The 21,102-nt window shown below is 39.6% G+C and carries 16 protein-coding genes; 13 read left to right on the top strand and 3 right to left on the bottom strand.

Annotated features, from left to right (window positions below; translation table 11 throughout):
* Position 1 precedes the first annotated feature (1 nt).
* The 9 genes from CXF89_RS01190 to tldD all read left to right on the top strand — a co-directional run bounded on the left by CXF89_RS01190 (position 2) and on the right by tldD (position 12,714).
* Entirely contained in the window at positions 2 to 2,050 is a 2,049-nt protein-coding gene (locus CXF89_RS01190) for an SUMF1/EgtB/PvdO family nonheme iron enzyme (RefSeq protein WP_024598044.1), read from the top strand.
* Between the two features lie 134 nt (positions 2,051 to 2,184).
* Positions 2,185 to 3,228 carry a rod shape-determining protein gene (locus CXF89_RS01185; RefSeq protein ID WP_007586338.1) on the top strand — a complete coding sequence of 348 codons (1,044 nt, stop codon included), beginning with the start codon at positions 2,185 to 2,187 and terminating at the stop codon, positions 3,226 to 3,228.
* Positions 3,228 to 4,070, top strand: coding sequence for a rod shape-determining protein MreC (gene mreC, locus CXF89_RS01180; protein ID WP_180961366.1), 843 nt, complete (start codon positions 3,228 to 3,230; stop codon positions 4,068 to 4,070). The genes CXF89_RS01185 and mreC overlap by 1 nt, the downstream gene beginning before the upstream one ends.
* Positions 4,063 to 4,542: a rod shape-determining protein MreD gene (gene mreD, locus CXF89_RS01175; protein WP_007586341.1), complete on the top strand. Its 480-nt coding sequence runs from the start codon at positions 4,063 to 4,065 to the stop codon at positions 4,540 to 4,542. The genes mreC and mreD overlap by 8 nt, the downstream gene beginning before the upstream one ends.
* Positions 4,542 to 5,111 (top strand): Maf family protein, encoded by a 570-nt coding sequence (locus tag CXF89_RS01170; RefSeq protein WP_121953558.1) that lies wholly within the window; start codon positions 4,542 to 4,544, stop codon positions 5,109 to 5,111. The genes mreD and CXF89_RS01170 overlap by 1 nt, the downstream gene beginning before the upstream one ends.
* A gap of 1 nt (position 5,112) precedes the next feature.
* Positions 5,113 to 6,585, top strand: coding sequence for a ribonuclease G (gene rng / locus CXF89_RS01165; protein ID WP_007586345.1), 1,473 nt, complete (start codon positions 5,113 to 5,115; stop codon positions 6,583 to 6,585).
* The gene (locus tag CXF89_RS01160; RefSeq protein ID WP_121953557.1) at positions 6,585 to 10,442 is read left to right on the top strand and encodes a YhdP family protein; all 3,858 of its coding nucleotides are present in this window, start codon (positions 6,585 to 6,587) and stop codon (positions 10,440 to 10,442) included. Before rng ends, CXF89_RS01160 begins: the two co-directional genes overlap by 1 nt.
* A complete protein-coding gene (locus tag CXF89_RS01155) occupies positions 10,439 to 11,278 on the top strand; it encodes a carbon-nitrogen hydrolase family protein (protein WP_121953556.1) in 840 nt (279 codons plus the stop codon). The genes CXF89_RS01160 and CXF89_RS01155 overlap by 4 nt, the downstream gene beginning before the upstream one ends.
* Positions 11,275 to 12,714 carry a metalloprotease TldD gene (gene tldD / locus CXF89_RS01150; RefSeq protein ID WP_121953555.1) on the top strand — a complete coding sequence of 480 codons (1,440 nt, stop codon included), beginning with the start codon at positions 11,275 to 11,277 and terminating at the stop codon, positions 12,712 to 12,714. Before CXF89_RS01155 ends, tldD begins: the two co-directional genes overlap by 4 nt.
* 144 nt (positions 12,715 to 12,858) lie before the next feature.
* Here the strand turns inward: tldD and CXF89_RS01145 are convergent, their stop codons facing one another.
* From CXF89_RS01145 to gorA, 3 genes are all read right to left on the bottom strand, one after another.
* Positions 12,859 to 13,695 (bottom strand): mechanosensitive ion channel family protein, encoded by an 837-nt coding sequence (locus tag CXF89_RS01145; protein ID WP_010553762.1) that lies wholly within the window; start codon positions 13,693 to 13,695, stop codon positions 12,859 to 12,861.
* A gap of 107 nt (positions 13,696 to 13,802) precedes the next feature.
* On the bottom strand, positions 13,803 to 14,435 hold the full coding sequence (locus CXF89_RS01140; protein WP_121953554.1) for a hypothetical protein: 633 nt from the start codon (positions 14,433 to 14,435) through the stop codon (positions 13,803 to 13,805).
* A gap of 264 nt (positions 14,436 to 14,699) precedes the next feature.
* The gene (gene gorA, locus CXF89_RS01135) at positions 14,700 to 16,061 is read right to left on the bottom strand and encodes a glutathione-disulfide reductase (protein ID WP_024594474.1); all 1,362 of its coding nucleotides are present in this window, start codon (positions 16,059 to 16,061) and stop codon (positions 14,700 to 14,702) included.
* 78 nt (positions 16,062 to 16,139) lie between these two features.
* Between gorA and CXF89_RS01130 the strand changes: the two genes are divergently transcribed.
* From CXF89_RS01130 to CXF89_RS01115, 4 genes are all read left to right on the top strand, one after another.
* The gene (locus tag CXF89_RS01130) at positions 16,140 to 16,814 is read left to right on the top strand and encodes a DUF2461 domain-containing protein (RefSeq protein ID WP_121953553.1); all 675 of its coding nucleotides are present in this window, start codon (positions 16,140 to 16,142) and stop codon (positions 16,812 to 16,814) included.
* An 86-nt stretch (positions 16,815 to 16,900) separates the two neighbouring features.
* On the top strand, positions 16,901 to 18,940 hold the full coding sequence (prlC, locus tag CXF89_RS01125; protein WP_121953552.1) for an oligopeptidase A: 2,040 nt from the start codon (positions 16,901 to 16,903) through the stop codon (positions 18,938 to 18,940).
* A gap of 139 nt (positions 18,941 to 19,079) precedes the next feature.
* On the top strand, positions 19,080 to 20,258 hold the full coding sequence (locus tag CXF89_RS01120) for a response regulator transcription factor (RefSeq protein WP_007586368.1): 1,179 nt from the start codon (positions 19,080 to 19,082) through the stop codon (positions 20,256 to 20,258).
* Between the two features lie 57 nt (positions 20,259 to 20,315).
* Positions 20,316 to 21,071, top strand: coding sequence for a class I SAM-dependent methyltransferase (locus tag CXF89_RS01115; protein WP_010554084.1), 756 nt, complete (start codon positions 20,316 to 20,318; stop codon positions 21,069 to 21,071).
* The last annotated feature ends 31 nt before the right edge of the window (positions 21,072 to 21,102 follow it).

The raw sequence follows: 21,102 nt of genomic DNA, 5'->3' as shown, positions 1-21,102 counted from the left end.
TATGCGAATTACTCCTTTATCTCTGTTAATTTCAGCTAGTTTGTTAGCTAGTAGTGCATTTGCACAAGACACAGCTACAGTGACTGGAATTGACTCAGAGATTAGTGTTAAACAGACAGAATACGATAACTCGACAAGAATACTTGAAAAACATCTTAAAGAAGAAAGTCAGTTACAAAATCAATTAGAGCTACTTCGTTCTCGTTCTACAGAGCTAGATAAAGAAAAAAACCAAGCGCTCGATGCGATGAACGAAATGTACCGTCGTTTAATTGATGATCCCACTATTAATATTAGTGCGGCTCAATCACGCTATCAAAAAGCGGTGATTGATCATAAGCAAAATAAAGATGACATTTCTATGCAGTTGGCGGCAATTGCATCCCACCGTAAAGATATAGAACAAATTCGTGTTGCTAAGCATACGCTTTTAAATACATTAGAAAGTTTAAAAGAGCAGTTAACTACAGCCCGCGTAGAGCGTTTACGTAACGAGTTTACACGTGAAGGTACGCTTGAGGTTAACCACACTATTAACTGTAAGCGAACAGAAACGCTAGCAGCATGTGAGCAACGCGGTCAGCAAATGGGTCTACAAAAAGCAACTAAACGCTTTGTTGATCAAATTTTTGCAAATCTAACAGAAGAGCGCATTGTTGAGCCAAAACGTAATTTGGCGGGCGCTCAAGTACAAATATTAAGTAGCCATGTAGTTAACAGTGCATTTAGCGGCCAAGGTAATTACAACGTGAACTTAAGCGTAACTATGCGTGGCGAAGTTAATAGCAGCCGTTTATGTAGCTTATTAAGCATAGATAACCGCTATTGTTCTGAGTATGGCACGCCGCTTACGGCTGCTTATCAACCAGCGTATAACAATACATTTACTGATAGTCAGTTAACATTCAGTAATAGCGCGGATAATAGCAACACGGTTTCGGTTTCTCGTTTAAATGAGCAGCCAATACGTGATTATTCAGTTAAACCTGCATCGGTAAAAAAAGATTACCCTTCTATCCTTAATAAGAAGAAGGATCAATCAGTAGAGCTGACATTACGATCAAACGTATACGACGATGAAGTGTTTATCGATGGTGTAAGCTTTGGCTCAACACGCTTGATTACACGTTTACCGCCGGGCATTCATAACATTGAAATACGTAAACTTGGTTATAAACCTTATCAAGCACGTGTTGATTTGAATAAAGCGCAAACAATTAATGCAAATTTAGTAAAAAAGCCTAAGTCGATTGCTGCACCGACCTATACTCGAGAGCAACCAGAAGTAACAACACGCCAGGTTAGTGAAAACGTTAATGTATTAAATGCAAACGTTGAAACGCCGGTTGTCGTTATTCCTGCAGGCAAATTTAAAATGGGCGATATCAACGGCAATGGTTTAGCTAATGAACGTCCAGTAATTGAAAAAGTAATAGCGAATTCTTTCGCTATGCAAAGTAAAGAAGTAACCGTGGGTGCCTACGAAAAGTTTGTAGCAAATACAGGTTATAAAACTCAAGCGGAAAAAAATAAAGGGTGTGCGTATTATTTAAATGGCGAACCAGTATGGGAAGCAAATTTAAATTGGCGTAATCCTGGTTTTGAGCAAGGTAGTGACTTTCCTGCTGTATGTTTAACTTATAACGATGCAAAAGCTTACGCTGAGTGGTTATCGGGTCAAACAGGACAGCAATTTCGTTTACCTAACGAAGTTGAGTGGGAATACGCAGCACGCGCAGGAACCGAAACAGAATACCCTTGGGGTAACGAAATTGGTAAAAACCTAGCTAACTGTGGTTGGTGTGGTAGTGAATGGTCAAACAGACGTGCATCACCAGTAGGTTCTTTTTCTCCAAATGCATTTGGATTATACGATACCGTAGGCAATGTATGGGAATGGACCGATAAAGAATCAGGTGAGTCTGATGTAGCAGTAAGAGGCGGAGCGTGGAACTTTGCACCAAGCCTTGCTCGCGCATCTACGCGTTTAATTTTAGCGCCTGATTTTAGATCTAACTACATTGGTTTTCGCTTAGTTCGCGAACGATAAAATTCAATTAAGGAAGCTTTGCTTCCTTTTTTCATAAATTCACAAAGGCGCTGCGCTTTATATTGCTCATACAGTTGAGCATGTTAAAGTGAGGCAGCTAATATAAGAACGTATTTCAAAGGTCATCCAGCCTCATGTTTAAAAAACTCCGTGGTATTTTTTCTAACGATCTATCGATCGACTTGGGTACAGCCAATACCCTAATTTATGTAAAAGACGAAGGCATTGTATTAAATGAACCTTCAGTAGTTGCTATCCGCCAAGAACGTGCTGGTGGGCCTAAAAGTGTTGCATCTGTAGGTACAGAAGCAAAGCTTATGTTAGGTCGTACACCGGGTAATATAAAAGCGATTCGTCCAATGAAAGACGGTGTTATAGCCGACTTTTTTGTAACAGAAAAAATGTTACAACACTTTATTAAACAGGTTCACAACAATAACTTTATGCGCCCAAGTCCGCGTGTACTAATTTGTGTACCATGTGGGGCTACTCAAGTAGAAAAACGTGCAATACGTGAATCTGCAATGGGTGCAGGCGCTCGTGAAGTTTACTTAATTGAAGAACCAATGGCAGCGGCTATTGGTGCAGGCTTACCAGTATCAGAAGCAACAGGCTCTATGGTTGTTGATATTGGTGGTGGTACAACTGAAGTTGCTATTATTTCACTTAATGGTGTTGTTTACTCATCATCTGTTCGTATTGGTGGTGATAAATTTGACGAAGCTATTATTAATTATGTACGCCGTAACTTTGGTAGCTTAATCGGTGAAGCGACAGCAGAAAATATTAAGCATCAAATTGGCTCTGCGTTTAAAACTGATGAGCCAATCGAAATTGAAGTACGCGGTCGTAACCTTGCAGAAGGTGTTCCGCGTTCATTTACACTGAACTCACACGAAATCTTAGAAGCTCTACAAGAGCCGCTAATGGGTATTGTGAGTGCAGTAATGGTTGCGCTTGAGCAATCACCACCAGAGCTGGCATCAGATATTTCTGCGCACGGTATGGTACTTACTGGCGGTGGCGCATTGTTAAAAGATTTAGACCGTTTATTAATGGAAGAAACGGGTATTCCGGTTGTTGTTGCCGATGATCCACTTACATGTGTTGCACGTGGTGGTGGTAAGGCACTTGAAATGATCGATGTTCATGGTGGTGACGTTTTTAGTTACGACTAATGAAATTAATGTTTGGACGCACAGTCTCTTTGCAACTGCGACTTTTTGTCGCAGTGCTTTTGAGTATCGTACTCATAGTTGGAGACAGATATACGCAAGGTGGTACCGTTGTTCGTACCAGCCTAAATACTTTAGTTAGCCCACTCATTTATGTTGCTAATTTACCCTACGAACTATTTAGCTTAAGTGCTAAAAGTCTACATACGCGGGATCAACTTCTTACCGAAAACGAAGCGCTGAAAAAAAAGCAAATGCTACAAAGCGAGCAACTTCAGCAGTATCAATTTCTAGCCAGAGAAAATCAAAAACTACGCGCCTTATTAGGCTCATCAGCAAAGCAACCAAATCGTAAAATTATTGCTCAAGTACTTTCTGTACATTCAAATCCATATAGTCATCAGGTTGTTATTAATCGTGGTACTACTGATGGGCTCAGTGAAAGCCAAGCCGTAATTGATGAGATGGGTGTAGTAGGGCAATTAACTAAAGTAGGGTCAACTACGTCACGCGTATTACTCATGACCGACACTACGCATGCCACACCTGTGCGTATACTGCGTAACGATGTGCGAACTGTTGTTGAGGGCATAGGTAAAATTAACGTCGTTAAGCTCTCTCACGTTCCGCACAGCTTAGATGTGCGAATTGGCGATGTACTTGTTACATCAGGATTAGGTGGCACATTCCCTGAGGGATACCCGGTGGCTGTAGTAACCGAAATAAACCGTGATGAAGGCCGCCCGTTTGCACAAGTTTTTGCAGAACCTATTGCGCAATTAGATCGCATTCGTTTGCTGGTTATTTTATGGCGTAATCAACAGGAGCAAATCAGCGATGATTAACCGTTATTCATTGTTAATTGCGCTAAGCATCTTTTTTGCGTTAATAATGGCATTAATGCCGCTCCCTTTTTCGTTTGAACCATTTAGACCTGACTGGGTTTTACTTGTACTTATGTATTGGTCGTTGGCAGTACCGCATCGTTTAAATATTGGTACTGCTTGGGTTGTTGGTTTATTAATAGATTTAGCATCTGGCTCACCGCTAGGTGTGAACTCGCTTACATTTTCAATATGTATATTTGTAACCGCGAGCAACTTTCAAAAAATTCGTAACTTTTCGCTTTGGCAACAAAGCTTATTAATTGGTTTGTTTTTAACGCTGTATCATTTAATGCAGTTTTGGCTAAATCACTTTTTGTTAGGGGTTTACTTTAATCCACAGTATTTATGGCCAGTAGCAACCGGAATGGTTAGTTGGTTTTGGGTGTTTTTACTACTTCGTAAATATCGCAGACATTTTAGGATCAGGTAATGACTACCGCAGTATATTTGGCATCAGCCTCTCCCCGTCGTAAAGAGTTATTAAGCCAATTAGGTGTCGAATTTACACAATTTAGTGTTGATGCAGATGAAAGCCCACTTCCAAACGAGCAACCTAGAGCACTTGTTGAGCGTTTAGCACGCTTGAAAGCCCAAAGCGGTGTAGAGCTTGGATATACCGATCGCCCTGTACTTGGTAGTGATACCGTGGTTGTTATCGATAACGAATCACTGGGTAAACCTCGTGATAAAAACGATTTTATACACACATTAAAACGTTTATCAGGTAACACACATCAAGTACTTACCGCAGTTGCATTTGCGACGCAAAATGATGTGCTTAGCTGTATTGTAAGCACAGATGTCACCTTTAAAACTTTAACTGATGAAGAAATAAATACCTACTGGGATTCTAATGAGCCACAAGATAAAGCCGGTGGCTACGGTATCCAAGGTTTAGGCGGCCGCTTTGTAACTCACATTGCGGGTAGCTATTTTTCTGTTGTAGGCTTACCTTTATATGAAACCGAACAATTATTAAAAACATTCTTAAGAAGGTAACATGAGTACAGAATTACTGATCAATGTCACACCGAGCGAAAGCCGTGTTGCCCTAATAGAAAACGGTGTACTGCAAGAAATACAGCTAGAGCGAATTGGTAATCTAGGTATTGTAGGCAATATTTACCTAGGAAAAATAAGCCGTGTACTTCCGGGTATGCAGGCTGCTTTTGTTGATATCGGCCTTGAAAAGGCGGCATTTTTGCATGCATCCGACATTGTAAATAGTGCCTCTATTGTTGAAGGCGTAGACGATGTACCAATAAAAAAAGTACAAGATATTAGAGAGTTAGTTCGTCAAGGCCAATACATTATGGTGCAAGTGGTAAAAGATCCGCTAGGCACTAAAGGCGCAAGACTCACCACTGATATAACTATTCCTTCTCGCTATTTAGTGTTTATGCCAGATGCGACCCATGTAGGGGTTAGTCAGCGTATTGAAACTGAAGAAGAGCGTTCACGCCTTAAAAAAATAGTCGCAGAATATGGCGATGAAAATGGCAGCTTTATTGTGCGTACAGCAGCCGAAGGCGCTAGCGAAGCAGAATTACGACACGATGCCGGTTTTTTAAGAAAACTGTGGGAAAAAATTACAGCTCGTCGCAAAAAAACCAGTAAGGCCAGCATCCTTCACGAAGATTTAACGCTTGCCTTCAGAACCTTACGTGATTACGTAGGCGAAGATATGGAACGCATTCGCGTTGACTCTAAACTTACTCATGAAGAGCTAAAGTTATTTACTGAAGAGTTTGTTCCACAGCTTTCTCAAGTACTAGAATACTACCCAGGTGAGCGACCTATATTTGATTTGTTTGACGTTGAAAACGAAATTCAAAAAGCACTACATCGTAAAGTCACGCTAAAATCTGGTGGTTATATAATTATTGACCAAACAGAAGCAATGACGACTGTTGATGTTAATACTGGTGCATTTGTAGGACATCGTAATTTAGAAGAAACAATTTTTAATACCAACGTAGAAGCAACCTCTGCAATTGCTCGCCAGCTTAGGCTGCGTAATTTAGGCGGTATTATCATTATCGACTTTATCGATATGGTAAGTGAGGATCATAAGCGCCGAGTATTACATTCACTTGAATCAGCACTCGCAAAAGATCGCACTAAAACAAATATCAATGGGCTTTCAGCACTTGGGCTTGTTGAAATGACACGTAAACGTACACGCGAAAGCTTAGAACATATTTTATGTGATGTATGTCCTGCGTGTTCTGGTCGTGGTTCACAAAAAACAGTTGAAACAGTGTGCTACGAAATACTACGTGAAATAGTACGCGTTAATAGAGCATACGCTGCCGATAAGTTTATGGTATATGCAGCGCCTGCTGTAAGTGAAGCCTTACTAAACGATGAGTACCATAACCTTGCCGAGCTTGAACTATTTATTGGTAAGCAAGTCAATATTCAAACAGAGAGCTTATACAGCCAAGAACAGTTTGATGTGGTAATGATGTAATGAAAGCAAAAGCGGTCTGTTTTTTTTGTTTTAGAAAGTTATGGCAGACCTGTGCCATAATTTTGGTATTACTGGCCGTTATTGTTTCAATTTTAAAATATACCCTCCCGTATGCAAACGAATACAAAGGTAATATAGAAAGCTATTTACACGAAAAATTTGAAATAAGCTTATCTATTGGTGAAATATCAGCAAGTTGGCAGGGCAGTGGTCCTGCATTAGTACTAGAGAATTTATCGTTTAAAGATAACGAAACTGCACCAATATCACTCACCATTGCTAAAACCAGCTTAGAGCTAAACTTATGGGAAAGCTTAAAAGCGCTACAACTTAGATCTAATTATTTTGTTATTAATGGTTTTCATACCAGTGTAAATATTACCAACTTATTTAAAACCGGTGACAACGACGAAGTCTCTTTTGAGCAAAAAGAGCTAATTGAAGAGCTGTTTTTGGGTAAAACGGGTCATTTTGCAATAGAAAATTCCAGTATTAACTTTGTTCTAGAAGACGGTAAAGAACGTAAATTACTCCTCAAAAATATTGTTTGGCAAAATGAAGATGAGCAGCATCTTGGTAGTGGGAGCTTAGCACTGCCGGGTATTTCGGTCGGTGATTTTGATGCGCGCATAGCACTTACTGGCGATACCCTAGAGCAAGTTGCGGGCGACATTTATGTGCAGGCTAACAAAGTCGATGTATCTAACTGGTTAGCGCAATATATAAATACGCAAAAGCAACAACTGCATAGCGATATTAATTTACAAGCGTGGCTAAAACTAGATAAAGGTTTTGTAAGCGATATAAAAATGCAGTGGCTACCAAGCTTTGTGCGTTGGCAGCGAGAAGAGCAAAGCCAACAAGTTAGCTTGAGTGAAGGTGGATTCCATCTATATCCCGAGCAAAATAGCTGGCACTTAAAAAGCACCGGTTTAACATTTAATAGTAACGATAAAGCATGGCCAAGTTTAGAGTTTGAAGCTCAACTAGGGGCGACAAATGAAGTGTGGCTCCATCAAGTTGATTTTGAATTACTGAGTAACCTAGCAGGGCTAAGTAATTTTAATGCACTTGAACCATTTTTAGAGCGCCAACCTAGCGGGCAAATAGATCAAGCTTATTTAAATTTTTCCAATGCACAGCAATGGCAATTATGGTTTGAGGCTGACAATATTGGTTGGCAAGAATTAAGATCGGTACCTGCAGCACAAGGACTTAGAGTAAATGGTTTACTTAATCAAAGTAGTGGTCGAATAAATTTATTTGGCGAAAATGGCACATTAGTTACAGGCGAAAGCTTTAGTAACGACATAAATTATAATCAGCTAAATGTAGAGCTAGATTTAGCTAAGCGAGATGATGGCTGGCATATAAGTAGTGACAATATATGGTTTGATAATGATGAAGTCACTCTTGCTGCAGAATTAAAAATTAGTCTAACAGATGATCCTCGATTAGATCTTTATGCTGAAGCGTTCGCCCCAGATGCCAAAATTGCAGGTCATTATTTCCCATTAAAAGCAATGAGCCCTGAGCTCGTTAGCTATTTAAATGGCGCAATTAAAGGCGGAGAAATATCTAAAGCACAAGTCTTATTTGCAGGACCTTTATCTGGTTTTCCATTCACCGATGGCAGTGGCCAGTTTGGTGTATTAGCGCAAATAGATAACGCAACCTATGAGTTTGATCCTGATTGGCCTTTGGTCACCAATGCCGACGTACAGCTACATTTTGATAATGAGCGTATGGACATATATAGCCAGCAAGGTAAGTTGGTTAATTTAGATATTGGTAATAGTGTACAGGTAAGCATTGCAGATTTAATGCATGCTGATGAACTTATTGTGCAAATTGATAAAAAAGCACAAATGGAAAAGTTACATGACTTTTTTGCAGCGACACCTATTGCCAAACCTCTTGCTGAAATTTTTAAAGTTGTGCAGGGCAAAGGCGAAGCCGATGCCAGTATTGAGCTTTTAGTAGGCTCAAAGTTTAAAGGCGGAGCCAGTGTTAGCGGCAAGGTTAATTTAAATGACTTGCCAGTATTTATAGCAACGCCAGGGATTGAGCTTAAAAACTTAACTGGCGAGCTTAATTTTAAAAACGACAATATCACACTTAAAAATGCGACTGCGAAGTGGCTGGGCATGCCGCTAACTATTGATTACAGCAGTAAAAGTGATGCAAAAAATTACCAAGCAAACATAGATATAAACGCCAAAATTGATGCCGATACACTAATAGATAGTGGACAAGGCATATTGAAAAATTATTTAAGCGGGCAAAGTGATGTTGATATTGGCTTAGTACTTAATTTTGAAGAACAAGGTTTTAATTACCGCGCCCAAGTTACTTCGGAGCTACTTGGTCTAACAAGTAATCTACCTGCACCTTATAATAAAAATAGTGAACAAGTGTGGGCGCTTGATGCAGTAGTACAAGGTGATGATATTTCTAATCTCATTACCGCAAACGCTAATCAACAGTTTTACTTTAATGCTATTTTAGAAAATGGAAAATCACAGTTTAGTAATGTCCATTTTGTGCTCGGAAAACAAGATTTAGGATTAAACCAAAAAGACTTAAGCGTAAATATAAATCTTGAACAGAGTGAACTAGTGCCTTGGTTTGATCTGATTGATCAAATAATTAAAGCTGGTAAAGCAAACCCAGATCAAGAATCAAAAGGGATTATGCCACCGCTTAATGAGGTGGTCGCAAATATAGGTTTACTTGATGCGAGTAACATCATTTTTAATGATTTTGAAATGCGTTTAGCACCATCAAAAGACGATTTATACCTAAAGCTAAATGCTAAAGAACTTAGAGCTGGGGTTTTTATTCCTACATCACAGCCTAGCCAGCCCATGCGAATTAATGCCGATTACTTAAGGCTTAATTTTGCACCGCACAATGAGCAAGTACTTGAAATAACAGATGTACTTCCTGAGAAAGACTTGAGCTGGCTTACTAAAATACCTGCTATTGAGTTTGAATGTAGTGATTGCAAAATTGACCGCTACCAACTTGATAAAGTGAGTGCGTCATTATTGGGTGATGGTGAGCGCTTATCAATATCAGAACTTGTAGTCGATAAAGGCGATCATGTACTGCGCACTAAAGGGCAGTGGCAAAATGGATTAACAACGCTAAGTGGCGAGCTTAAAAGTGATGACATAGGCGCACTGTTTGGTGAGTTTGATATAACCTCCGCGATTAAAGACTCAAAAGCCGATCTAAATTATGATCTTACTTGGCAAGCAGCACCTTATGATTTTGATGTGAAAAGTTTAAGTGGCGAGATAGCTTGGGATTTAGGAGAAGGTCACTTAACTGAAGTTAGCGATGGCGGGGCACGCGTATTTTCGTTACTGAGCCTTGATTCATTAGTACGCAAGCTGAAACTTGATTTTAGAGATGTGTTTTCAAAGGGCTTTTTTTATAACAGCATGCAAGGCACTATGCAGTTAGAAAACGGTATTGCTTACACTAAAGATACCAAAATGGACGGCGTACCCGCCGATTTAACCATTAAAGGTTATGCAAATTTAAACACGTTTGATATAGATTATGATCTTGCTGTAGCGCCGCAGGTAACCTCGAGTATTCCGGTTATAGTTGCATGGATGGTAAACCCAGTAACAGGGCTTGCTGCCTTAGCAATTGATAAAGTTATTCATTCTGCGCGCGTCATCTCAGAGATCAACTTTAAAGTGACGGGTAAAATGAACGATCCCATTGTTCAAGAACTCGACAGAAAAAGTCGTGAAGTTACGCTTCCTCAAGCTGCGCAAAATCAGCCACAAGCATCAGTCGATTTAAAACTTAAAGATGCACAAGTAACAGTAACGCAATGAACAAAACAGCAAGCATAAGCACTCCCACAATAGTTGCCCTGCAAATGTGTTCAGGGCTAAGCCCTGATGACAACATAGCAAGCTTAAAGCGTGCACTTAAAACACTTCCAGCAACAAGACCATTACTTGTTTGTTTGCCTGAGGCTTTTTTAGTGTTTAGTAAAAGTGGTAACGATACGTTACGTGTTGCTAAGCAAGTTGAGCGATACAAACTACAACTTAGTGAATTGTGCCAACACCATAATATTTGGTTAAATGCAGGGACAATGCCTGAGCCATGTAACGAACATAAATATTATGCAGCATCGCACTTATATAATAATCAAGGCGAGCTGGTTGCAACGTATAACAAAATACATTTATTTGATGTAAACGTAGATGATCAAACAGGTAGCTATCGAGAGTCAGATTTTACCCAAGCAGGTAGCGATGTGGTTGTTGTTGATTCTCCCTTTGGTAAAATAGGCTTAACAGTATGTTATGATCTGCGCTTTAGTGGCTTATTCAATGAACTAGTACGCCAAGGCGCCGATATTATTTTAGTACCAAGTGCATTTACAGTCGTCACAGGACAAGCGCATTGGCAGCCATTATTAGCAGCTCGCGCAATAGAAACGCAATGTTATGTAGTTGCAGCAGCTCAGTACGGTACACATGAAAATGGCCGACAAACATATGGCCACAGTATTATTATTTCACCTTGGGGAAGTATCCTGAGTGAATTGCCAACAGGCACCGGTTTTATAAGCTGCAACGCAGATTTAGACCAGTTACAAAAAATTAGACGAGATATGCCCGTGCAGTCTCATCAACGATTTAGAGAGCATTTATTATGAATTCGGTTGAACAGCATTTACTACAAGACAGCCAGTTAAATAGAGAAGAGCTCGAAAAAACGCTCGCTTACATACATCAGCATAAAGTGGATTACGCCGATTTATATTTTCAATCAAGCCACCACGAATCTTGGGTGCTTGAAGACGGCTTAGTTAAAGAAGGCTCTTATAACGTTGAACGTGGCGTTGGGGTACGTGCTGTAAGCGGCGAAAAAACAGGTTTTTCTTACTCTGATGCAATAAATCTTGAAGCACTTAATAAAGCGGCTACAGCAGCACGTAGTATTGCAGATGCCGGCGAAGATAGAGCGATTAAAGTATTTAGTGATGTTAAAGCTAAAGAGCAATTTGCACCGCATCAGCCAATTTCGAGTATGAGCGACACCGACAAGGTGAGCTTACTACGCGAACTTGAAAACTATATTCGTGAACTAGCACCCGATGCAGAGCAAGTCATTAGTTCAATGTCGGCGGTATACGAAGAAGTATTAATCGCAGCAAGTGACGGTACGTTTGCCACCGATATTCGCCCGCTTATTCGTTTAAACTGCTCAGTGCTGCTTGAAAAAAATGGTCGCCGTGAACGCGGTGGCGCAGGTGGTGGTGCACGTTTAGATTATGGTTACTTTAAAGAACTTGTTGATGGTAAACCACGTTGGATGGAATTTGCTGAAGAAGCTGTACGCCAAGCTAAAGTAAATCTTGAAGCTATTGATGCACCTGCAGGCACGATGGAAGTTGTACTTGGTAATGGTTGGCCTGGCGTGCTTTTACACGAAGCGGTAGGGCATGGACTTGAAGGCGACTTTAACCGCAAAGGCGCGTCTGCGTTTAGTGGTAAAGTGGGCCAAAAAGTAGCATCTGAGATGTGTACTGTTGTTGATGATGGCACCATGGCCGATCGCCGTGGGTCACTTAATGTGGATGATGAAGGCACACCAGCCGCTTACAACGTACTCATCGAAAACGGTATTTTAAAAGGCTATATGCAAGATAAGCTAAACGCGCGTTTAATGGGTGTAAGCCCTACAGGTAACGCACGCCGTGAGTCGTATGCGCATTTACCAATGCCTCGCATGACTAACACCTACATGTTAGGTGGTGAGCACAGCCAAGCCGATATTATCAGCTCAGTTAAAAAAGGGGTATTCGCGCCTAACTTTGGCGGCGGACAAGTTGATATAACCTCAGGTAAGTTTGTATTTAGCGCATCAGAAGCGTATTTAATCGAAAATGGTAAAATTACCCAACCAATTAAAGGCGCAACGCTTATTGGTAATGGACCAGAAGTAATGCAGCAAATATCTATGGTTGGTAACGACTTAGCACTTGATAAAGGTGTTGGTGTTTGTGGTAAAGATGGTCAAAGCGTACCGGTAGGCGTAGGCCAACCAAGCCTTAAAATTGATCGGTTAACAGTTGGTGGTACAGCTTAAGTATTACTCAAGCGCGAAGTGAATTCGCACCTACGTGCTTGATGTTTATTGTAGGTGAGATTTTTACACCTCGCTTTTTACGTTTAAGCTGGACTCTATGAGCGCGAAGTAAGTTCGCGCTCTTTGTTTTAATGAAGGTGGGGTTTATACCTCTCCTTCATCCTCTTTATTTTTTTCAGCCTCTTTATACCATAATGCAAAAAAGCACTCTGTTAATTTATGCTCTATCTCAAGCGCTTTTTCTGTTGGGCAAAACAAGGTAAAGCTTGCTTTAAATTCACCTAAATCGGTTGTACCAAAGTGAATTACTGGTTCTGGGCCAGATATTTTTGCATCAAGTTTACGCTCAATCATCGAATTATAACGGCTTGCTACTTCTTGAAACTCTTCGCAATACAGCTTAGCTTGCTCAGTTAATGTGTCGTGAATAGGGTACGGATTAAAGCTCTCTCTTCGGACAATAATAAAATGATGTGTAACAAAGCGTTTTACAAAGTTTAAGTTTTTAATAGAGCTGGTAATCAGCTTATTATTAGGTATGTATATGGTTTTTCTAGAAAATTGATAAGTATGTATATCAATTTCATGCATGGTTGTTTTTATCCAATCCGTTTCAGCTACTTCACCAAAATAATCACCAACTTGTATCCAATCACCGACTCTAAACGGGCGGGTTGTTACGAGGTAAAAAAAGCCTATTACACACTGAATAAACTCACGCGTTGCAAGCACAATCGCCACAGCAAAAGCAGCAATAGAAAGTGCAAAGTTTTGAATTTCGGTAGACCACACAAATAGCAGCGATATCATCATTACAAAATTAATAAAATGCTTAATATTGTGTGCGATGTAACGAATGTCTTTTTCTTTTTTTTCTGCGCGATTTTTAGCCAGCTTATCAACAAGTACTTTTAGTACAAATGCAATTGTGATCATTACAATTGAAAGAAGAAACGGATGCAGCAATATATCTTTAGTCATAATATCCAATTAAACGCGAGTTGATAAAAACAGGCTCAGTATATTGATTTATTAAACCAATTAGCAAATTTAGTGCAAAAAAAGTAACCAATAAAAATGGAGAAACGTTATTGAGTTACTTCATCAGTGCAATGTTTGTGATTTTTAGCCATTTTCTTTCGGCATATGAGTACAAGCTCAATGGCTGAAATAAAGATTAGAGTATAGCCAAGCGTTTCTATACCCTCTTCAACAATGTTTTTTACCGCACGTACGTAGTCATCGCCCATTACTGAATGCCAAAATGCACCTTTGCCCATCATTCGCGAAAATGCGAGTAAAGTAACCATGCCTGATAAGCAAATTCCATAACTAGGAGTGAGGCTATAGGCTTTTAAAGAGTTAAAAATACTTCCTCTCTTTGTTATTAAATAAACAAACACACCAGCTAAAATTGAATAGACGATACTTTGCCAAGCGCCATCAAAAAAGTATAAGTCGAGGTAGGTATCAAACTCTCTTACAAACATCATTGCCGATAACGCAGCAAGTAATACTGCCGGTATTTTGAGTTGAAAGTTAATTCGTGAAGCATAGAAAAACAAAATACAGCTTAAAAAAGTTAAAACATCTTGCATATGTTCAGTAAGAGTTTCTTCACTGTAAAGTGCATACTGTTTTAATTCAAACCCTTCAAGTTGAATTAAATGAGCAACGCCCGCTAGACACAGTAAGTAAATAAATGACCGTAGTAAAAACATAAAAAACCATGAGAAACTATAAATGCGCGAGATTCTAATTGTAAAAATGCCTTAAAGCCAAAACAAAATTTAAACTTTTAATATTTTTATCGGTCTAATATTTTTACTGTTAAAATAATAGCTTAGATATTTATTTAATGTTGAATGGATGTTTTTAATGTGACGTTTTAAGTGGTTTGTTGTGCAAAATATAACAAGCATTAAAAAGCCCTTACTATTTACTTAGCAAGGGCTTTTTATAATTGAGAACTTAGAGTTTAGCGCCTAGCGCATCGTTACAAATTCTTCCGAGCCAGTCGGGTGAATCGCAACAACGGCATCAAAATCAGCTTTAGTAGCGCCCATTTTCATGGCAACGGCAAAACCTTGAATCATTTCATCAACCGCAAAACCAATACCATGCAGGCCAACTACTTTTTCGTCAGGGCCGGCACATACAAGTTTCATTTTACAAGGCTGGCGATGTTTAGTTACCGCTGTGTACATAGCCGTAAAACCAGATTGGTAAATTTTAACGTTTTCTTCGCCGTACTGAGAAATAGCTTCTTGCTCAGTTAAACCAATAGTACCAATAGGTGGATGACTAAATACAACAGTAGGGACTAAGCTGTAATCCATTTTTAAATCATCAGGTAGTTCTTTATTAAATAAACGCTCAGATAAAGTACGGCCTGCTTTTACTGCTACCGGTGTAAGTTCAATACCATTTTCGATGATATCGCCAACCGCGTATACATTCTTAGCTGTGGTATTTTGATACTCATCAACTTTTACAAAACCATCGCTGTTAACTTCTACGCCGGCAGCAGCTACATTAATTGCATCTGTTGTTGGCTGGCGGCCAATGGCCCAAATTACTTGGTCAACGTTATGAGTTTTGCCATTATCTAAATGTAGCGTTACAGAGCCATCATCTTCTTTTACCAATTTATTTGGTACAGAGTGAGTATGTAAAGTAGGGCCTTCGGCAGCCATTACTTCAACAAGCGTATCTACAATATATGGGTCAAAACTACGAAGTGGTGCATGCTTACGTACAAATAAATGTGTCTCAGTACCTAAACCATGTAATACACCAGCAAGCTCAACGGCTATGTAGCCTGCGCCTATTACTGCAACGCGTTTAGGTTGCTCTTTTAATTCAAAAAAGCCATTTGAATCGATACCGTGTTCAGCACCTTCAATATGCGGAATGCTTGGGCGGCCGCCTACTGCAATTAATATATGATCGGCTGTGTAGTGCTCGCCGTTTACTTCAACTGTTTTATTATCTACAAATTTAGCAAAACCTTTAATTACAGTAACGCCATTGCTAGCAAGGCCACTGTCATAACCTTTATGAATTCGGCCAATGTAGGCTTCACGGCTTTCTACTAACTTGCTCCAATCAAAGCCTTTAACTTCAACATTAAAGCCGTAATCTGGGGCATATAAATTAATTGCTTCAGCAACCTGAGCACCGTGCCACATTACTTTTTTAGGTACGCAGCCTACGTTTACACACGTGCCGCCCATGTGTTTTGCTTCTATAAGTGCTACTTTAGCGCCACGCATTGCCGCTCTATTTGCAGAGGCAATACCACCACTGCCACCACCGATTGCAATATAATCAAAGTGTTGTGTCATTTTATGTCCTTAGGCGTTGAGTTTTATGCGCATTAGCATAACATTAAGTTTTAAAAATAAAGAGTGTTTAGGTGACCTATGTTTAGTAAAAAAACATTCGAATTTCTTGCTCAGCTTGATAAAAACAATAATAGAGACTGGTTTAACGACCATAAATCACAATATGAGGAATACGTAAGAGAGCCCGCTTTAGATTTCATTAGGCAAATGCAAGCACCACTTGCTGATGTTTCTAGCCATTTTGTCGCATCAGATAAAAAAGTGGGCGGTAGCTTAATGAGAATCCATAAAGACGCGCGTTTTAGTAAAGATAAAACCCCATATAAAATTAATATAGGGATTCAATTTCGCCATTTTATGGGAAAAGACGTACACGCCCCGGGTTTTTACTTTCACTTAGCAAATGACGAATGTTTTGTAGGTGCTGGTATTTGGCGACCAGAATCAAAGGCGCTTAACGCAATTAGAACCTGCATAGATGAAAACCCAAATAGCTATAAAAAAGCAATTTATGATGAACAATTTAAATCTATATTTGAAATGTCAGGAGAATCGCTAAAACGCCCGCCAAGAGGTTTTGAAAAAGAGCATCCCTTAATAGATGAGCTCAAGCGAAAAGACTTTATAGCCATTAGCTCGCTTACTCAAAAACAAGTATGTAGCAATAATTTAGTTGATACGGTGTTAGAACGTTATAAAGTGGCCGACTCATTAATGGGTTATTTGTGTTTTGCTCTGGAGCAACCATATTAAAATTAAACAACTTAAAAGCGGCTGAGTTGTTTTTTTACTTTTAGACCCAATTTAAAACGTAATGCATTAACGCAAAGAGAGTATTTATGAGCAACCCATTAATTGGCCTTGAAGGCTTACCACCATTTTCAAAAATAAAGCCTGAGTACGTAGTACCAGCACTAAAAGACGGTATCGAGCTTTGTCGTAAAGCCATTGATGACGTGTTAGCTAAAGGCTCGTATACGTGGGATGACTTAGTATTACCCCTTGAAGAAGCTGACGATAAATTATCGCGCATGTTCTCCCCTGTATCGCATTTAAATTCAGTAATGAATAACGACGAATTACGTGAAGCTTACGAGCAGTGCTTACCGTTAATATCTGAATATTCAACATTTGTAGGTCAGCACCAAGGTTTATACAACGCGTATAATACGCTTTATAACAGTGACGAATTTAAAACGCTGACTACAGCACAACAAAAAACAATTACTAATGCGCTACGCGATTTTAAATTATCGGGTATTGCTCTGGCGGCAGAGCAGCAAAAACGCTACGGCGAAATTAGCGCGCGTTTATCAGAACTTGCCTCAAAATTTGGCAACAACGTAATGGATGCCACACTTGCTTGGCACAAACATATTACTGATGAGAGTGATTTAGCAGGCTTGCCAGAATCTGCTTTAGCACTTGCAGCTGACACAGCAAAAAGTAAAGAATTAGATGGTTGGTTATTTACACTCGATTTCCCGTCGTATTTACCAATAATGGCTTACGCAGATAACCGCGAATTACGCAAAGAAACTTACACCGCGTTTTCTACGCGCGCATCAGATCAAGGCCCTAACGCCGGTGAGTTTGATAACTCTGATATTATGAGCGAGGAGCTTGCGCTTCGTCATGAACTTGCACAGTTACTAGGATTCAACAGCTACGCTGAAAAGTCACTCGCGACTAAAATGGCCGAAACACCAGAACAAGTATTCTCATTTTTAGAAGACCTAGCAGCTAAATCAAAACCACAAGCAGAGCAAGAAGTGGCCGAGCTAAAAGCGTATGCTGAGCAAAAACACGGCATTTCTGAATTAGAAGCATGGGATTTTGGTTACTACAGCGAAAAGCTTAAGCAAGAAAAGTATGCAATTTCAGACGAAGTACTACGTCCTTACTTCCCAGCAAATAAAGTGCTTAGCGGCTTATTCGAAACCGTTAATCGCTTATTTGGTATTAGCGTAAAAGAAGTTACTGACTTTGATACTTATCACAAAGATGTACGCTTTTTTGAAATTGTAGATAGTAGCAATACTCTACGCGGACGTTTTTATCTCGATTTATATGCACGCGACCACAAACGTGGCGGCGCGTGGATGGATGACTGTATGGGTCGTAAAGTACGCGCTAACGGCGAACTACAAACTCCAGTGGCTTATTTAGTGTGTAACTTTAATAAGGCGGTTGGCGATAAACCGGCGCTGTTTACTCATGATGAAGTAACTACTTTATTTCATGAGTTTGGTCATGGTATTCACCACATGCTTACACAAGTTGATGCCGCGCCAGTGGCTGGCATTAATGGTGTAGCGTGGGATGCAGTAGAGCTTCCTAGTCAGTTTTTAGAAAATTGGTGTTATGACGAAGAAGCCCTGAGCTTTATTTCAGGTCATTATGAAACGGGTGAGCCGTTACCTAAAGAGCTACTTGATAAATTACTAGCGGCTAAAAACTATAACTCAGGCGTACAAATGCTACGTCAAATTGAGTTTTCGTTATTCGATTTTAAAATCCATAACGATTACAAAGCGGGTGAGCAATGCCAAATTCAAGCAGTACTAAACGATGTGCGTAGCCGCACATCAATCGTTAAACCGCCTGAGTTTAACCGTTTTCAAAATGGTTTTAGCCATATTTTTGCCGGTGGTTATAGTGCAGGTTACTACTCGTATAAATGGGCTGAAGTACTTTCTGCTGATGCATTTTCTAAATTTGAAGAAGAAGGTATTTTTAACGCTGAAACAGGGCAAGCCTTCATGCAAAATATTTTAGAAAAAGGCGGCAGTGAAGAGCCAATGGAATTATTTAAAAAGTTCCGTGGTCGTGAGCCAAATGTCGACGCGTTACTACGCCATAGCGGTATTGCTGTTTAAAAATTAATATTTAGCACAAACCAAATTAAAGCGCCTATATGGCGCTTTTTTATTATTTTAAAATTATTATCTAATAATTTTTAGTAATTTCATCCTACCGTACTATGCTTTTAGCACACCTAATAAAATGGACTAAGGCATGGCAAAGTTGGTATTGGCAATTGATGACGACAAGTATGTTCATCATATAATTGAAGAGTCTTTAGCAGGGTTTTGTAAAATAATTCATGCAAAAGATGGCGATGAAGGATTAAGGCTAACCAATAAATACAACCCAGATATTATTTTACTCGATATTGAAATGCCAGGTATGTCAGGTTATGACGTATGTAAAACAATAAAGCAAAGTCAAAATACTCAGGATATTCCCGTTATGTTTCTCTCATCTAAAATAGAGCTAAGCGACCGGGTAAAAGGTTATAGCGTCGGCGCATCCGATTACATTACAAAACCTTTTAATGCAGAAGAGTTAATAGCGCGAATAAAGGTACTTTACGAATATAGGCAAAAATGCGCAAAACTAAAATTGGATATAGTAAAAGCGAATAAAACAGCTGAAATGGCAATGACAGAGTCAGGCGATATGGGGCGTATAATGCGCTACGTTGGACAAAGTTATCACGCTAATAACTTTCAATCGTTGAGTGAATACTTTTTTACCTTTTTTGCTCCTTTAAATTTAGATGTTGTGGTGGTGTTTTGGTATCAAGGAAAAGGTATTTTTTACAGCCAGCAAAGTGGTGTTTGCCCGTTAGAGCAAGAGCTGCTTGAGCAACATCGAAATGCTCAACGATTTGTTGATATTGGTAGCAGCACTATTATTAATTACCCCAAAGTGTCCCTTTTGATAAAAAATATGCCAGTTGATAACGATGCTTTGTATGGGCGCTACAAAGATCTGTTCCCGCATATATTAGAAGTAACCAACGAGAAGGTTGTTACCATGGAAAGAAGCGAAAGCAGTTATGAGCAGGCAGCTCAAATAAGTACAGCCCTTCAAGATATTGTTAAGCAGTTAACTACTCAAAATGTAGAGCAAAACAAAAGTACTAAAGAGTTTATAGAGCAGCTACATGAACTTGACTGCGCTATTAAGCTACAACAAACACAAGCAAATCCTGCGGATCTCACTTTATATATATCTCAATTGGATCAAACAATGCAGTTATTTGTATCGGCTAATAGTGATTTAGCCTTTATCAAATATCAGCTTAAACAAGTTGCCGAAAGCCGCAATGAACTTATATCCAATTTACGTACTAAAGCGGAAGCCGCAAAGGTCAATACGAATCATCATAGTGATATAGAGCTATTTTAGTGCTTTAAAGTAAAGCGGTTGATATACTACAGGCGTATTTTATCGTCGGAGTTTATTGTGGTTATTCAGTGTGCTTTTAAAGAGTTACGCCCTTATTTAAATGAATTAGAAACACGCTTTGGTTTAGCCCAATGGGCGCAAAATTGCAGTGGCTTTAGCTTACATTACGATGATAAAGGGTTAAGTCTATTTAAAACCGACGAGCCTAAGCTAGGTGCAATTAACGTTGATTTTGTAACCGGTGCTGCCGCCCATAGGCGTAAGTTTGGCGGTGGTAAAGGGCAAGCAATTGCCAAAGCGGTGGGTTTAAATAAAGGTGCAACGCCTGTTGTACTTGATGCTACCGCTGGTTTAGGGCGAGATGGTTTTGTACTTGCCTCGCTAGGGTGCAAAGTTATATTACATGAACGTCACCCGGTTGTAGCTGCACTTTTATACGATGGTTTAAAGCGAGCCTATAGCGATATTGAAATTGGTTTGTGGATGAAAGAAAACATGAGCCTAATATTTGGCTCAAGCCATACTTTGCTCTCTCAATGCGAAAGCATGCCTGATGTTGTTTATTTAGATCCCATGTTCCCGCATCGCGAAAAATCAGCATTAGTTAAAAAAGAAATGCGCGTATTCCAAGAGCTTGTTGGTGCAGACAACGACGCTGACGACCTACTTGATTTTGCCTATCCACTTGCCAGTAAGCGTGTTGTTGTAAAGCGCCCCGATTACGCTCCATTCTTAAACGAAAAAACTCCAAGTATGCAGATCAAAACCAAAAAGAACCGTTTTGATGTCTATGTAAAAGCGGCAATGGTTTAAGCATCAAAACAAATCGGCGTTATATCCCTAG

Source organism: Pseudoalteromonas sp. MelDa3 (assembly GCF_002863625.1).
Taxonomy (GTDB): Bacteria; Pseudomonadota; Gammaproteobacteria; order Enterobacterales; family Alteromonadaceae; genus Pseudoalteromonas; species Pseudoalteromonas arctica.
The sequence above is the reverse complement of the archived record's forward strand: the minus strand, read 5'-3'. Positions and strand labels throughout refer to the sequence as shown.

Coding starts and splice junctions, on each gene's coding strand:
- CXF89_RS01190 (WP_024598044.1), top strand. CDS start 2: ATGCGAATTACTCCTTTATCTCTGTTAATTTCAGCTAGTTTGTTAGCT.
- CXF89_RS01185 (WP_007586338.1), top strand. CDS start 2,185: ATGTTTAAAAAACTCCGTGGTATTTTTTCTAACGATCTATCGATCGAC.
- mreC (WP_180961366.1), top strand. CDS start 3,228: ATGAAATTAATGTTTGGACGCACAGTCTCTTTGCAACTGCGACTTTTT.
- mreD (WP_007586341.1), top strand. CDS start 4,063: ATGATTAACCGTTATTCATTGTTAATTGCGCTAAGCATCTTTTTTGCG.
- CXF89_RS01170 (WP_121953558.1), top strand. CDS start 4,542: ATGACTACCGCAGTATATTTGGCATCAGCCTCTCCCCGTCGTAAAGAG.
- rng (WP_007586345.1), top strand. CDS start 5,113: ATGAGTACAGAATTACTGATCAATGTCACACCGAGCGAAAGCCGTGTT.
- CXF89_RS01160 (WP_121953557.1), top strand. CDS start 6,585: ATGAAAGCAAAAGCGGTCTGTTTTTTTTGTTTTAGAAAGTTATGGCAG.
- CXF89_RS01155 (WP_121953556.1), top strand. CDS start 10,439: ATGAACAAAACAGCAAGCATAAGCACTCCCACAATAGTTGCCCTGCAA.
- tldD (WP_121953555.1), top strand. CDS start 11,275: ATGAATTCGGTTGAACAGCATTTACTACAAGACAGCCAGTTAAATAGA.
- CXF89_RS01145 (WP_010553762.1), bottom strand. CDS start 13,695: ATGACTAAAGATATATTGCTGCATCCGTTTCTTCTTTCAATTGTAATG.
- CXF89_RS01140 (WP_121953554.1), bottom strand. CDS start 14,435: ATGTTTTTACTACGGTCATTTATTTACTTACTGTGTCTAGCGGGCGTT.
- gorA (WP_024594474.1), bottom strand. CDS start 16,061: ATGACACAACACTTTGATTATATTGCAATCGGTGGTGGCAGTGGTGGT.
- CXF89_RS01130 (WP_121953553.1), top strand. CDS start 16,140: ATGTTTAGTAAAAAAACATTCGAATTTCTTGCTCAGCTTGATAAAAAC.
- prlC (WP_121953552.1), top strand. CDS start 16,901: ATGAGCAACCCATTAATTGGCCTTGAAGGCTTACCACCATTTTCAAAA.
- CXF89_RS01120 (WP_007586368.1), top strand. CDS start 19,080: ATGGCAAAGTTGGTATTGGCAATTGATGACGACAAGTATGTTCATCAT.